Below are 13,073 nucleotides of genomic sequence, written 5' to 3' on the forward strand. Positions count from 1 at the left end.
ACATTACCGGATCTTGCGACCCGTTCGGGATCGGTCGCGGGCGCACATGAGGGGATGGGGCAAGTGGGAAAGGGACAGCGGCCATGCGCGATGACGCGATGGCCCGGACAGGGGTATAGGGCGGCCCTGCATCTTGGGATGGCCGGTTGGCTGATCGGCGCGGGCGTGGCCGCGGCCGCGCCGGCATCCCCGCCCCCGCCGGTGCCGGTCGTTACGGGCGCGGCCCCCGTCTATGGCCCGCCCGCGCCCATGGGCGAACCCGATGCGGCGGCTGGGGAAATGGCCCCTGCGCCGGGCCTTGGGGCCTCGCGCGTGCCAGTGCCGGACCAGACCCCGCCCGCTCTGGCGTTCAATGCGGAATTGACCGGGCTGATCGAGGAGGCGGTGCGCCGCCACCCCTCGGTCGCGTCCCAGCGTGCCTCGCTGCGCGCGGCGGGGGTGGATGTGACGGCGGCGCGGCTGACCCGGCTGCCCACCATGTCGATCCAGTTCAACCAATATGGCGCGATCCTGCTCAGCCGTCAGGTGACGGCCAATGTCGATCTGCCGCTGTGGACCAACGGCCGGATTCCCGCCACGATCGACCGCGCCAAGGCCAATCGCGAGGCGCAGTTCTACCGTCTGGCCGAAACGGTGCTGGATCTCGAACTGGAGGTGAACCAGTCCTATCACGACGCCAAACGGCTGGGCGAGCATGAGCAGGTGCTGGTCGGCATTCTGGCGGTGATGGATGATATGGTGGCCTCGATGCGCCGCCGCGTGGCGCAGGAGGTCAGCCCCGAGGCCGATCTGAAACTGGCCAATTCGCGCCGGTTGCAAGTGGCCCAGCAACTCGATCTGGTCCGCGCGCAAAGGGCCAGCGCGCTGGGGCGCCTGTCCGGGCTGGTGCTGCGCGATGATATTGCGCTGGCCCCCGGCTTTGCCGAACCCGCCGCATGGCCGCATTGGGATTTGCCCGCGCTGACCGAGCGGATGATCGCGGCCAGCCCCCAGCGCCGCCGCGTCATGGCCGAGGCGCAGGTGGCGCGCGATGATGCGCGGATCACCGCCGCCTCGCGCCTGCCGGGCCTCTTTGCCTCCTATACCTATGACGAGATTTACAAACACCGCGTGGGCCTGTCGGTGCGGATGCAGACCACGGGGGGCTTTTCGGAAATCTTTGCCACCCATGCCGCCCGCCTGCGCGAAACGGCCAGCGAGCTTCAGGCCCCCTCGGTGGCGCAGGATCTCAAGGCCACGGCCAGCAATGATCTGATCGAATATGACAGCGCGCGGGCCCGCGATGCAGGGGCAAGGGCGCTGGCCGGAGACAGCCACAAGATCACCGAAAGCTATGTCCGCCAGTTCGTCAGCGGGCGGCGCACATGGCTGGACGTGATGAACGCCGTGCGCGAGGCGATGACGGCCGATCTGGACGCGATTGACGTGCGCTACAGCGCCTCGGCGGCGGCGATGCGGATTTTGCTGCGCAGCAATTATGCCGAACCTATTGAAGAAGGACGACACAAGTGACGCTTCCCCTGCTCGATCTGGCCGGTGCGCTGGCCCGCCGGCGGGGCATCCGCCTTGCGCCGGATTGGCAATCGGCCGTCACCATCGACCTTGCGCTGGACGATCCCGAAGCGCCCTGGCGGTTGAGCGAAATGGCCGGATGGGATGCGCCCGTGGCCATGGAAACGCGGCCCGGACCTCAGGATTTCCCGATGCTGGTCTATGTGAACCAGCTGGGCTGGGCCATGGCCGAACAGTGGCAGGGCCCCGACCATATCCGCGCCATCACCGCCAGCGGACTGGCCGAGGTGGAATGGGCGGCGGGGCTGCGGCTGGTGCAAATGTCCTTTCCCGAGGCGGCGGGCGCGGAAAATCACCAATCGGCCTTTGCGGTGTTTCGCGCGGCCATTCTGGGGCGGCGGCGGATGATCGTCGATGCCACGGCGGCCACGGTGGTTATCAATGTGCTGGCGCTGATCACCTCGATCTATTCGATGCAGGTCTATGACCGCGTGATCCCGCGCGCCAGCTATGACACGCTCTGGGTGCTGACGGCGGGCATGGCTTTTGCGCTGCTGGTCGATTTCCTGATCCGCAACACGCGCGCCTTTCTGATCGACGAGGAAGCGTCCAGCATCGACGCCGAAGTGTCGGAATATTTCTTTGCCCGAATGCAATCGGTGCGGCTGGATGCGCGCCCGCCGGGCGTCGGCACGATGGCGGCGCAATTGCGCGGGCTGGAGCAGGTGCGCGCGGTGATGGCCTCGGCCTCGCTGTTCATTCTGGCCGATCTGCCCTTTGCGCTGCTGTTCATGGTGGTGATGTATGGGATCGGCGGGTCGGTGGTGATTATCCCGGCGCTGACATTTCCGCTGGCGATCGGCGCGGCCATGCTGTTTTCGCGCATGATCCGTGAAGACGCGCATAAGTCGCAAGTATCGGGCAATCGCAAGAACGGCTTGCTGGTCGAGGCGCTGGGCGCGGCCGAGACGATCAAGGCCAATCTGGGGGGCTGGCACATGCTGGCCGGATGGAACCGGCTGGTCGATACGGTGCATCGCCATGATAATCAGGTGCGCCGCTGGTCCACCCTGTCGGGCAGCACGTTCAATGTGCTGCAGCAAGTTGCCTATGTCGGGATCATCGTGCTGGGCGTGTATGAGGTGGCCGATCACCGGCTGACGATGGGCGGGCTGATCGCCTGCACCATCATCAGCGGGCGGATCAACGGGCCGCTGGTGGCCGCGCTGCCCAATCTGATTGTGCAATGGAGCTATGCGCGCTCCTCGCTTCAGGCGCTCGATTCGATCCTGCGCCTGCCCAGCGACCATCCCCATGACCGGCAGATGCTGCGCATGGGGCCGGTGCAGGCGGGGATGCGTCTGGCCAATGTGCAGTTCGCCTATCCCGGCGCGCATTCGGGGGTGGATATCCCCGGCCTGTTCATCAACCGGGGCGAAAAGGTGGGCATCATCGGTTCGGTCGGTTCGGGCAAATCCACGCTGCTGAAAGTCATGGCCGGGCTCTATGCCCCTGCCGTGGGGCAGGTCACGCTGGACGGGGTGGAAATCTCGCAGATTGCCGAGGACGATCTGCGGCGGCAACTGATCTATCTGCCGCAATCCTTCGATCTGCTCAGCGGTTCGCTGCGCGACAATCTGGCGCTGGGCATCGCCAATCCCAATGACGAACGCCTGCTGGCCGCAGCCCAGCGCACCGGCCTGTCCGAATTGCTGCGCCAGCATCCGATGGGGCTGGACCTGCCGATTTCGGAAGGCGGCTTTGGCCTGTCGGGGGGGCAGAGGGCGCTGGTGGGGCTGACGCGGCTGTTGCTGACCGATCCCTCGATCCTGCTGCTGGACGAGCCGACGGCCAATCTGGACCCGGAATCGGAATTGCGCGCGCTGCAACAGATTTTCGGCCATTTCGCGGGCAAGACCGTGGTGATGGTCACGCACAAGCCGCAATTGCTCTCCTTTGTCGACCGGGTGCTGGTGGTGATCGACGGGCGTCTGGCGCTGGATGGCAAGACCGCCGATGTGCTCAACCAATTGCGCCCCAAACCGGCCCCCGCCGCCAATCGCGAAGTGCCGGGGCAATCTCCCCAACAGGAAAAGGAATAAAGCCATGGCAAGCGGCGGCAATCTGCGCCTGACCGGCACCAGCCATGCCAAGACGCCCGGTTCGGGCAAGCGTCCGCGCGGCAGCCGGGTGATCTGGCTCTCGGTGGCCACGCTGGCGGGCGCGATCGGATGGGCCAGCGTGGCCCATCTTGACCAGATCAGCCGCGCCACCGGACAGGTGATCCCGGCAGGCCGCGTGCAGGTGGTCCAGACCACCGACGGCGGCGTCATCAGCGCGATCCTCGTGCGCGAGGGCGATACCGTCCACAAGGGGCAAAAGCTGGTCACGCTGGATCAGGTCAAGGTGCGCGCGGCGGTGGACGAAGGCGCGGCCAAGGTCGGCGGGCTCGAGGCGCAGCAGGCGCGCATCAATGCCGAACTGTTCGACCGCCCCCTCTCCTTTACCGCCGAGGCGGAGAAATTTCCCAATCTGGTCGCCAGCCAACGCGCGCTGTTTGCCAAGCGGAGGATGGCCTTCACCGATCAGATCGCCGCGCTTCAGCACCAGCTCGATCTGGCCACGCGCGAATTGGAGATGAACCGTCCCCTGCTGCGCCAGGGCGATGTCAGCCGGTCCGAAATCCTGCGGCTGGAGCGGCAGCAGAGCGACATTCAGAGCCAGATCGCCAATCTGCGCAACCGCTATTATCAGGAGCTTCAGACCGATTACGCCAAGAGCAACGAGGAACTGGTCACCGCGCGCGAGATCCTGACCCAGCGGCGCGCCTCGCTGGGCGAAACGCAATTTGTCGCGCCGACGGACGGTATCGTTAAGAATGTGCATCTCACCACTATCGGCGGCGTGCTGCGTCCGGGCGATGAAGTGTTGCAGATCGTGCCGACCGGGCAGGAGCTGATCGTCGAGGCCAAGGTTTCGCCCACCGACATCGCCTATGTCCGCACCGGGCAAAGCGCCTCGGTCAAATTCGACGCCTATGATTCCAGCATCTTCGGCTCGGCCGAGGGCAAGGTGACCTATATCAGCCCCGACACGCTGACCGAAAATGGCGCGGGGGCGGGGCAGGACCGCGTTTTCTACCGTGTCCATGTGCGGGTGGACACCAGCACCATGGTCCGTCGCCCCGGCGAACCGATCGCCATCCAGCCCGGCATGACCGCCACGGTTGAAATCAAGACCGGCAGCAACACCGTGCTGCGCTATCTGTTGAAACCCATCATCAAGACCATGTCGGGCGCGATGGGAGAACATTGAGGCAGGATCAGACGCGCCGCCCCGGTTTCGACCGGCGCGGGCGCATCGCGTCGCGCATTGAAATGCTCGAACTGATCCGCCGCACCCCCGGCAGGCGCGAGAGGATCTCTCCATGGATCGCCTCATAGGCCCGCACGCTTTCGGTGCGGATGCGCAGCCAGTAATCGACATCGCCGGTCATCAGGAAACATTCGCGCACCTCCGGGCATTGGCGCACGGCCGCTTCAAAGCGCATCAGATAATCCTCGCTCTGGCGGTCCAGCGTGACCTGCACCACGACATCGACCGCCTGTTCGCCATCGCCCTCCCCCCCGGTGATGATGGTATAGCCCGCAATCACGCCATTGCTCTCCATCAGGCGGATGCGGCGCAGACAGGCCGAGGGCGAAAGGCCGACCGTCTGGGCGATCTCGGAATTGGGCTTGCGGGCGTCCTGGCGCAGGATGCGCAGGATAGCGCGGTCGATACCGTCCATGATGAATGACATGTTTGCGCGCATTCCTCGTTAAATATTGCGTGAACGGCGTATGGTTAGCATAATCAACGACTGATCGGCCATAAATTCGACATAGGATGCGATAGCATCGCTTCACGGAATTTCTGTGGAGGCGCAGATGGGCGCAGGGGCAAGGCTGACGATCGACTGGGGGGCGCTGGCGGCCAATTACCGGCTGCTGCGCGACACCGTGGCCCCCGCGCAGGTGGCGGGCGTGGTCAAGGCCGATGGCTATGGGCTGGGCTCCGCGCGCGTGGCCGATGTGCTGTTGGCGCAGGGCTGCCGCCATCTCTTCGTCGCGCTGCTGTGCGAGGCCGAGCCGCTGGTGGGCAAGGGCGTGCCGGTCTATGTCCTCAACGGGCTGCTGCCGGGGCAGGAGGCCGAGTGCGAGACGATGGGCGCGATCCCCGTGCTCAATTCGCTCGATCAGGCGCGGCGCTGGGCCGATCTGGCGCGGACGCTGGGCCGCCCCCTGCCCGCGATCCTTCAGGTTGATACCGGCATGTCGCGCATGGGGATGCCGCCTGAGGAAGTCGATGGCTTTCTGGCCGATCCCGCCATGGCGCAATGGCTCGACCTGCGCTTCCTGATCAGCCATCTGGCCTGCGCCGACGAGCCACACCACGCCGCCAACGCCGAACAAGCCGACCGTTTTCGCACGATTGCCGAGCGTTTCCCCGGCCTGCCCCGCGCGCTGGACAACAGCGGCGGGTGCTTTCTGGAACGCGGCCATTTCGACCTCGTGCGCGGCGGCATCGCGCTCTATGGCGGCGCGCCGCGCGTTGGCCCAAACCCCATGCGCCCCGTTGTCGCGCTGGAAAGTGCGATTGCCCAATTGCGCAGAGTGCCCCCCGGCGCAGGCGTGGGCTATGGCATGAGCTTTCACGCAGAGCGCGAAACGCGCATCGCCACGATCCCGGTGGGCTATGCCGATGGCTGGCCCCGCGCTCTGTCCAATCGCGGCGCGGCGTTTATCGCGGGCCATCGCGCCCCCATCATCGGGCGCGTTTCGATGGACAGCATCACGCTGGATGTGACCGATGTTCCCGCACAATATCTCTATCCCGGCGCCCCGGTCGAATTGCTCGGCCCGCATCAGACCATCGACGATGTGGCCCATGATGCGGGCACCATCTCCTATGAAATCCTCACCCAACTGAGCCGCCGTTACGAGCGCCATTACATCGGCATTCCGGCCCAACAGGAAAGCATCGCGTCATGAAAATCGCAGTCCTCGGCAGCGGCGTCATCGGTGTCACCTCGGCATGGTATCTGCGCCAGGCGGGCCATGAGGTGGTGGTGATCGACCGGCAGGACGGCCCGGCGCTGGAAACCAGTTTCGGCAATGCGGGCGAGATTTCGCCCGGCTATGCCTCGCCATGGGCGGCGCCGGGCATTCCGATGAAGGCGATCAAATGGCTGATGATGCAGCACGCCCCGCTGATCCTGCGCCCGCGCCCGGATATGGCGATGCTCAAATGGCTGGTGGCGATGCTGGGCAATTGCAACGCGCGCGATTATGCGATCAACAAAAGCCGCATGGTGCGCCTCGCCGAATTCAGCCGCGATTGCCTGATCGAACTGCGCGCCCAGACCGGCATTTCCTATGATGAGCGGATGCAGGGCACGCTCCAGCTCTTCCGCGAGGAAAGCCAGTTGGCGGGCATCGCCAAGGATGTCGCCGTGCTCAAGGCCGACGGTGTCCCTTTCGAGGTGCTGGACAAGGCAGGCTGCATCGCCGCCGAACCGGGCCTTGCGGCCAGCCATGCCCCGATTGCGGGGGGGCTGCGCCTGCCCAATGACGAGACGGGCGATTGCTTCAAATTCACCAATGCTCTGGCCGAGATGGCGCGGGCGGCGGGCGTTGAATTCATGAACGGCACGAATATCGCGCGCATCGTTGAGGAAGGCGGGCGCATCACCCGCGTCGAAACCGATCGCGGCCCCGTCACGGCCGACGCCTATCTGGTGGCGATGGGCAGCTTCTCGCCCCATCTGGTCAAGCCGCTGGGCCTGAAAGTCCCCGTCTATCCGGTCAAGGGCTATTCGCTGACCGTGCCCATCATCGATGAACCGTTGGCCCCTGTCTCGACGCTGCTGGATGAAAGCTACAAGGTGGCGATCACGCGCCTTGGCAACCGTATCCGCATCGGCGGCATGGCGGAAATCTCCGGCTTCAACATGGATCTGCCCGAAGCGCGCCGCGCCACGCTCGAACATTCAGCGGGAACGCTCTTCCCCGGCGCAGGTGATTTTTCCGCCGCGTCCTTCTGGTGCGGGTTGCGCCCGATGACGCCCGACAGCACGCCCGTCATCGGCCCCACGCGCATCGGCAACCTTTTCCTCAACACCGGCCATGGCACGCTGGGCTGGACGATGGCCTGCGGTTCGGCCCATGTCATTGCCGACATCATCGGCAACCGCCGCCCGGCCATCGAAACCGCCGACCTCGCGCTCTCGCGCTACTGAAAGGACCAGACCCCATGACCATTACCCGTATCGAACCCGGCAAGCGCATGAGCCAGGCCGTGATCCACGGCAACACGATCTATCTGTCGGGCCAATGCGAGGAAGGCGCGACCGTCACCGAGCAGACGCAGGCCGTGCTGGCTGAAATCGAGCGTCTGCTGGCCGAGGCGGGCAGTTCGAAGGCGCATATGCTGATGGCGCAGATCTGGCTGGCCGATATGGGCGATTTTGCCGAGATGAATGCGGTGTGGGATGCATGGGTGGCCGATATCACGCCCCCGGCCCGCGCGACCGGCGAATCGAAACTGGCCACGCCCGATTACAAGGTCGAGATCATCGTCACCGCCGCCAAGGCTTAAGAAATGGCGGCTTGAGTATGGGCCGCCCATGCCCCATCATGGTCTTGGGAGATCAAGACCATGATGGATATCACATTGCGTATCATTGGTATTCTGGCCGCGCTGGGCGCCCCGCTGGCGGCCCGTGCGGCAGAGCCAAGAGTATGGCCCGCCCCCACCCCGCCCGCCATCGCGGGCAGCAGCGGCTATGTCGAAATTCCCGGCGCGGCCGTCACCCGCGATCCCAAGCGCAGCTATAAGGCGCTGTTCAGCGCGGCCACCGGCGCGCCCGATCCGGCCCGGCCCCTGTCCGCCTTTGGGCGGGTGGCCTTACAGCTTAACGGGCTGATTGCGGCCAAAGTGCCGGCCTCGCATATTTCCTTTGCGATGATCCTTTATGGAGCGGCGGCCGATGCGGTGCTGAGTGATGCGGAATATCGCAAGAAATACAATATCGACAATCCGAACAAGGTGATCTTCAACGCGCTGCGCCAGGCGGGCGTGCGGATGATGGTCTGCGGTCAATGGGCGGCGGGGCGCAACATTGCCCGCGATCAACTGCTGCCCGGCATCGAGGTGGCCGAGGCGGCAACCTTGGTGCAGATCACCTATGCCAATGACGGCTATGCGGTGCTGTATAATTAGGCATCAGGCCCCTTCATCCCCGGCGCATTGGTCGCGCACGGGGTTGAGCGGGCCTTTGACCGCGCCGATCCATTCGCGCCACAGCAGCATCAGCACCGCCATCACCGCAGGCCCCATCACCAGCCCGATCAGGCCCCAGCCCTCAACCCCGCCCAGAATGCCCAGCAGCACCCAGATGAAAGGCAGCCGGGTCGATCCGCCGATGAACACCGGGCGCACGAAATGGTCGGCGATAAAGACCAGCGCCAGCCCGATCACCGCGACAATCGCCGCCGCCCACAGCTTGCCCCCCGCCACCAGAATGACCACGGCCACCACCACCGCCACCGTCGCCCCGAACGGGATGGCCGAGAGCAGCCCCGTCAGCAGCCCCAGCAGCGCGGCATGGCTGGCCCCGGCAAGGCCATAGATCACGCCCAGAATCAGCCCTTCGCCAAAGCCGACGATGACCAGCCCGTTGACCGTGCCGCGAATGGCCAGCACCGCCTGATCGGCCACATTCTCGCCCGGCAGGCCAAAGGCGCGGCGGGCAGCCACGCGCATCGCATGGGCCACGCTTTGCCCATCACGCAGCAGGAAGAACAGCGTTATCAGCATGAAGCCCACCAGCAACAGCCGGTGCGCCAATCCGCCAAGGATCTTTTCCCCCGCGCCCAGCGACAGGCCCGAGGATGGCCCGGCATGTTGCGACAGGCGGCTGATGCCCTCGGGCGTGCCCAGCGCCGATTGCCACCATACCGCCGCCTGCTCGCCATAGGGCAGATGGTGCAGCACTTCGGGCACCGGCACCCCCTGAACCCGCGCCACGGCCAGCCATTGCGCCAGCGAGATCGTGTCGTGAAACACCGCATTTGCCACCATCACCAGCGGGATGACAAAGATCAGCAGGATGGAGAGCGTGAAAGCGGCCGGCAGCGCCACCGATTGCCCCCCCGGCCAGCGCGCCGCGCAGCGCTGATACAGCGGCCAGAGCGAGACGGCAAAAATCGCCCCCCACCCCAGCGCATGCCAAAAGGGGAGCAGCGTCCACCAGCCCGCGATCACCAGCAGCGCAATGGCCACCAGCGCCGCGACCTTCTGCTCCCGCCGCCAGGCATGGGGACGGGGCGAAATCCAGGTTCCGGGGGGCGCGGCGTGGGGCTCTTCCTGCATCGGGGCAGGCTAGCCCAAGCCCGCGCCTGGCGCCAGATGCCCCCGACGAAACCTTTCGCCCCGCGCCTTGGGCTGATATGTCGGACAAAACCAGATTATCGAAAGGATAGGTCCCATGCGTCTTGCCCTGCGCGCCGCCCTGTTGGCTGCCCCGCTGTTAGTGGGGGGCGGCTATGGCCTCGCCGCCGCCGGAAAGGCGCCTGCTGCGGCTTGTGCGAAGGATAATGGCGGCCTTTCGCTGCCCCCCGGTTTCTGCGCCACGGTCTTTGCCGACAATCTGGGCCATACGCGCCACCTGACCGTGGCGGGGGATGGCACGGTCTATGTCAATTCATGGTCGGGCCGCTATTTCCGCAATGCGCCGCCCGCGCCCGATGGGGGCTTTGTCATCGCCCTGCGCGACAGCAATGGCGACGGCGTGGCCGACAGGACCGCGCGCTTTGGCGGCGTGGAGGCCAAGGGCGGCCATGGCGGCACCGGCATCGCGCTGTGGCATGGCGCGCTGTTTGTCGAAGAGCATGACACGATTGTGCGCTATCCGATGAAACCGGGCGACCTGACCCCGGCGGGCGCGGGTGCGACGGTGCTGTCGGGCCTGCCGCTCTCGGGCGATCACCCGATGCATCCCTTCGCCATTCAGGCCGACGGCACGCTGCTGGTCAATTCCGGTTCGGCCAGCAATGCCTGCGAAAGCCCCAATCGCCAACCCGGCGCCAAGGGCCTTGCCCCCTGCACCGAGGCGCTGACGCGGGCGGGCATCTGGGCCTATCGCGCCGACAAGGAAGGACAGACCTTCAGCCCCGAGGCGCGCTGGGCCACCGGCATCCGCAACACCGGCGGCATCACCTTTGACAGCGCGGGCCGCATTTTCGCCACCCAGCATGGCCGCGACCAATTGGGCCAGAACTGGAGCCAGTATTACACCGAGCAGCAGGGCGTCGAACTGCCCGCCGAAATCCTGTTCTCGCCCCGCAAGGGCGCTGATTTCGGATGGCCGACCTGCTATTTTGACGGGTTTGAAAACCGCCACAAGCTGGCCCCTGAATATGGCGGCGACGGCAAGGTGCAGGGCGCCTGCACGGGCAAGGATAGGCCCGTGGCGGCCTTCCCCGCGCATTGGGCGCCCAATGATGTGGCGATCTACACCGGGCGGGCTTTCCCCGCCGCCTATCAGCAGGGCGCCTTCATCGCCTTTCACGGTTCATGGAACCGCGCCCCCGCGCCGCAGGATGGCTATCTCGTCGCCTTCCAGCCCCTGCGCGAAGGCAAGGCGAGCGGGAAATGGATCCGCTTTGCCGATGGTTTCGCCGGAGCCTTCAAGGAACCGGGCCGCGCGCAGCATCGCCCGGCGGGGCTGGCCGTGGGGCCGGACGGAGCGCTTTATGTGGCCGATGACGTGCGCGGGCGGATCTGGCGCATCACCTATCGCGGGGCGGCCAATGCGCCATTGATCCCTGCCCACAAGGTCGAGCCAAAGGCCCCGCAGGCAGGTCCGGCCGGACGCCGCCTGCCCGCCGGGATCACCGCGCAACAGGTCGCGCTGGGCCGCGCGATCTATCTGGGTCAGGCCAAAGGCGGCACCTGTGTGGGATGCCACGGCAGCGACGGGCGCGGGTCGATGACGGGCGGCTCGCTGGTCGGGCCGGACTTCCTGTGGAGCGACGGTTCGCCCGAGGGGCTGGCCGCGACGATCGCCAAGGGTGTCGACAAGCCCAAAAAGGCCGGCGGGGCGATGCCCGCCATGGGCGGCGCGGCGCTCTCGCCGGCGGATGTCAAGGCGGTGGCGGCCTATGTCTGGACGCTGGCGCATCCATGACACGGGGGATCATCCCCGGCCTTACGCACCGCGAAAGCATGGTGGTGGCGCCGCGCCATGCCGTGCCCCATGTCACGCCCGACTGGGCCGGTTTTGCCGACATGCCCCCGGTGCTGGCCACGGCCATGATGGTGGGCTTTATCGAAAACACCTGCATTCTGGCGCTGCGCCCCCATCTGCCGCCGGGCCAATGCAGTCTGGGCATCCATGTCGATGTCAGCCATATCGCCCCGACCCCGGTGGGCGCCACCATCACGGCGCAGGTTGAACTGATCGCGGTGGAAGGGCGCAGGCTGGAGTTTCTTGTATCCTGCCGCAATGAGATCGGCCTGATCGGCGAGGGCAGGCATCGCCGCGCGATCATCGACACCGACCGCTTTATGGAGAGGCTGGCTCAGTCCCGGTCCTGAGCGGATTGGCCCGCCGCGCCGCGCAATTCGCTGACCAGCACGCCGACAAGGATCAGCAATCCGCCCAGCATGGCGGGCGCGGGCAGCCTGTCGCCCGCGATGCGCCCGACGATTCCGCCCCACACCGGCTCGCCCGCATAGATCACCGTGGCGCGGGTGGGCGACACCGTCTTTTGCGCCCAGTTCATCGCCAGTTGAATGAGCGTGCTGGCCAGCCCCAGCCCCACCCCGGCCACCAGCCAGACCGGCGAAAAGGCAGGGAACCGCTCGCCCGCCAGCGGCATGGCCGCCAGCGAGAAAAGCCCTGCGGCCAGCAGTTGCACCACCGTGACGCGGCGGCTGTCCACGCCGTCGGCAAAGCGGCTGATAAGGATGATCTCGGCGGCAATCGCAACAGCGCTGAGCAAAGTGGCCATCTCGCCGGGGCTGAGGCCGATATGGCCCGATTTCGGCCCGGCCAGCAGGATCAGCCCGGCAAAGGCCAGCGCAATGCCGATCCAGCTCATCACATGCGGCATCCGGCCCAGCACCAGCCATTGCAGCAGCGGCACGATCGGCACGTAAAGCGCGGTGATAAAGGCTGACTGGCTGCTGGTGATGGTGCGCAGGCCATAGGTCTGCAGGCCATAGCCAAGGAAAATCGCAAAGCCGATCAGCGCCCCCGCGCCCAGTTCGCGGCGCGTCAGATCGCGCATCGTCCGGCGAAACAGCAGCAGGCCCCCTGCCCCCGCCACCATGAAACGCAGGCCGACGAAAAACAGCGCCCCGCTGGTCCGCATGGCGGTGTGGACGATCAGAAAGGTCGTGCCCCACAGCATGGTGATGCCGACAAGGACCATTTCCTCGCGGCTGATCGACCATGATGCGGGCTTGCGTTGGGGCTTGTCTTGGGCGTTGATGTGCAACATAATGCGCAATTA

The 13,073-nt window shown here is 66.0% G+C and carries 12 protein-coding genes; 9 read left to right on the plus strand and 3 right to left on the minus strand.

Going from position 1 to position 13,073, the window contains the following annotated elements; genetic code table 11:
• Positions 1-138: 138 nt before the first annotated feature.
• The 3 genes from PQ457_RS21860 to PQ457_RS21870 are packed head-to-tail and all read left to right on the plus strand — an operon-like array spanning position 139 to position 4,827.
• Positions 139-1,512 (plus strand): TolC family protein, encoded by a 1,374-nt coding sequence (locus tag PQ457_RS21860; RefSeq protein WP_273620430.1) that lies wholly within the window; start codon positions 139-141, stop codon positions 1,510-1,512.
• On the plus strand, positions 1,509-3,614 hold the full coding sequence (locus PQ457_RS21865; RefSeq protein WP_273620431.1) for an ATP-binding cassette domain-containing protein: 2,106 nt from the start codon (positions 1,509-1,511) through the stop codon (positions 3,612-3,614). Before PQ457_RS21860 ends, PQ457_RS21865 begins: the two co-directional genes overlap by 4 nt.
• 4 nt (positions 3,615-3,618) lie before the next feature.
• Entirely contained in the window at positions 3,619-4,827 is a 1,209-nt protein-coding gene (locus tag PQ457_RS21870) for a beta-barrel domain-containing protein (protein WP_273620432.1), read from the plus strand.
• Positions 4,828-4,834: 7 nt separating this feature from the next.
• On the opposite strand, the gene PQ457_RS21875 is transcribed toward PQ457_RS21870, so the two are convergent.
• Positions 4,835-5,314 carry an Lrp/AsnC family transcriptional regulator gene (locus PQ457_RS21875; protein ID WP_273620433.1) on the minus strand — a complete coding sequence of 160 codons (480 nt, stop codon included), beginning with the start codon at positions 5,312-5,314 and terminating at the stop codon, positions 4,835-4,837.
• Between the two features lie 127 nt (positions 5,315-5,441).
• Between PQ457_RS21875 and alr the strand changes: the two genes are divergently transcribed.
• From alr to PQ457_RS21895, 4 genes are read left to right on the plus strand one after another with little or no spacing between them, the layout of a single operon-like run.
• Positions 5,442-6,545, plus strand: coding sequence for an alanine racemase (alr, locus tag PQ457_RS21880; RefSeq protein ID WP_273620505.1), 1,104 nt, complete (start codon positions 5,442-5,444; stop codon positions 6,543-6,545).
• Positions 6,542-7,792 carry a D-amino acid dehydrogenase gene (locus PQ457_RS21885; RefSeq protein ID WP_273620434.1) on the plus strand — a complete coding sequence of 417 codons (1,251 nt, stop codon included), beginning with the start codon at positions 6,542-6,544 and terminating at the stop codon, positions 7,790-7,792. Before alr ends, PQ457_RS21885 begins: the two co-directional genes overlap by 4 nt.
• Before the next feature lie 14 nt (positions 7,793-7,806).
• Positions 7,807-8,151, plus strand: coding sequence for a RidA family protein (locus PQ457_RS21890; RefSeq protein ID WP_273620435.1), 345 nt, complete (start codon positions 7,807-7,809; stop codon positions 8,149-8,151).
• Between the two features lie 60 nt (positions 8,152-8,211).
• Positions 8,212-8,775 (plus strand): DsrE family protein, encoded by a 564-nt coding sequence (locus PQ457_RS21895; protein ID WP_273620436.1) that lies wholly within the window; start codon positions 8,212-8,214, stop codon positions 8,773-8,775.
• A 3-nt stretch (positions 8,776-8,778) separates the two neighbouring features.
• Here the strand turns inward: PQ457_RS21895 and PQ457_RS21900 are convergent, their stop codons facing one another.
• Positions 8,779-9,927, minus strand: a complete 1,149-nt coding sequence (locus tag PQ457_RS21900) for an AI-2E family transporter (protein ID WP_273620437.1) — start codon at positions 9,925-9,927, stop codon at positions 8,779-8,781.
• Between the two features lie 115 nt (positions 9,928-10,042).
• Between PQ457_RS21900 and PQ457_RS21905 the strand changes: the two genes are divergently transcribed.
• Together PQ457_RS21905 and PQ457_RS21910 are read left to right on the plus strand one after the other, a co-directional pair.
• Positions 10,043-11,743 carry a PQQ-dependent sugar dehydrogenase gene (locus PQ457_RS21905; protein WP_273620438.1) on the plus strand — a complete coding sequence of 567 codons (1,701 nt, stop codon included), beginning with the start codon at positions 10,043-10,045 and terminating at the stop codon, positions 11,741-11,743.
• Positions 11,740-12,153, plus strand: coding sequence for a thioesterase family protein (locus PQ457_RS21910; protein ID WP_273620439.1), 414 nt, complete (start codon positions 11,740-11,742; stop codon positions 12,151-12,153). Before PQ457_RS21905 ends, PQ457_RS21910 begins: the two co-directional genes overlap by 4 nt.
• Here the strand turns inward: PQ457_RS21910 and PQ457_RS21915 are convergent.
• Positions 12,138-13,061 carry a DMT family transporter gene (locus tag PQ457_RS21915; protein ID WP_273620440.1) on the minus strand — a complete coding sequence of 308 codons (924 nt, stop codon included), beginning with the start codon at positions 13,059-13,061 and terminating at the stop codon, positions 12,138-12,140. The genes PQ457_RS21910 and PQ457_RS21915 overlap by 16 nt on opposite strands.
• Between the last annotated feature and the right edge of the window lie 12 nt (positions 13,062-13,073).

This window comes from Novosphingobium humi (assembly GCF_028607105.1).
Lineage (GTDB): Bacteria > Pseudomonadota > Alphaproteobacteria > Sphingomonadales > Sphingomonadaceae > Novosphingobium > Novosphingobium humi.

What these genes read in the sequence shown, in the direction of transcription:
- PQ457_RS21860 (WP_273620430.1), top strand. Translation starts at nt 139, where the DNA reads ATGGCCGGTTGGCTGATCGGCGCGGGCGTGGCCGCGGCCGCGCCGGCA.
- PQ457_RS21915 (WP_273620440.1), bottom strand. Translation starts at nt 13,061, where the DNA reads ATGTTGCACATCAACGCCCAAGACAAGCCCCAACGCAAGCCCGCATCA.
- PQ457_RS21870 (WP_273620432.1), top strand. Translation starts at nt 3,619, where the DNA reads ATGGCAAGCGGCGGCAATCTGCGCCTGACCGGCACCAGCCATGCCAAG.
- PQ457_RS21910 (WP_273620439.1), top strand. Translation starts at nt 11,740, where the DNA reads ATGACACGGGGGATCATCCCCGGCCTTACGCACCGCGAAAGCATGGTG.
- PQ457_RS21875 (WP_273620433.1), bottom strand. Translation starts at nt 5,314, where the DNA reads ATGTCATTCATCATGGACGGTATCGACCGCGCTATCCTGCGCATCCTG.
- PQ457_RS21900 (WP_273620437.1), bottom strand. Translation starts at nt 9,927, where the DNA reads ATGCAGGAAGAGCCCCACGCCGCGCCCCCCGGAACCTGGATTTCGCCC.
- alr (WP_273620505.1), top strand. Translation starts at nt 5,442, where the DNA reads ATGGGCGCAGGGGCAAGGCTGACGATCGACTGGGGGGCGCTGGCGGCC.
- PQ457_RS21890 (WP_273620435.1), top strand. Translation starts at nt 7,807, where the DNA reads ATGACCATTACCCGTATCGAACCCGGCAAGCGCATGAGCCAGGCCGTG.
- PQ457_RS21895 (WP_273620436.1), top strand. Translation starts at nt 8,212, where the DNA reads ATGATGGATATCACATTGCGTATCATTGGTATTCTGGCCGCGCTGGGC.
- PQ457_RS21905 (WP_273620438.1), top strand. Translation starts at nt 10,043, where the DNA reads ATGCGTCTTGCCCTGCGCGCCGCCCTGTTGGCTGCCCCGCTGTTAGTG.
- PQ457_RS21885 (WP_273620434.1), top strand. Translation starts at nt 6,542, where the DNA reads ATGAAAATCGCAGTCCTCGGCAGCGGCGTCATCGGTGTCACCTCGGCA.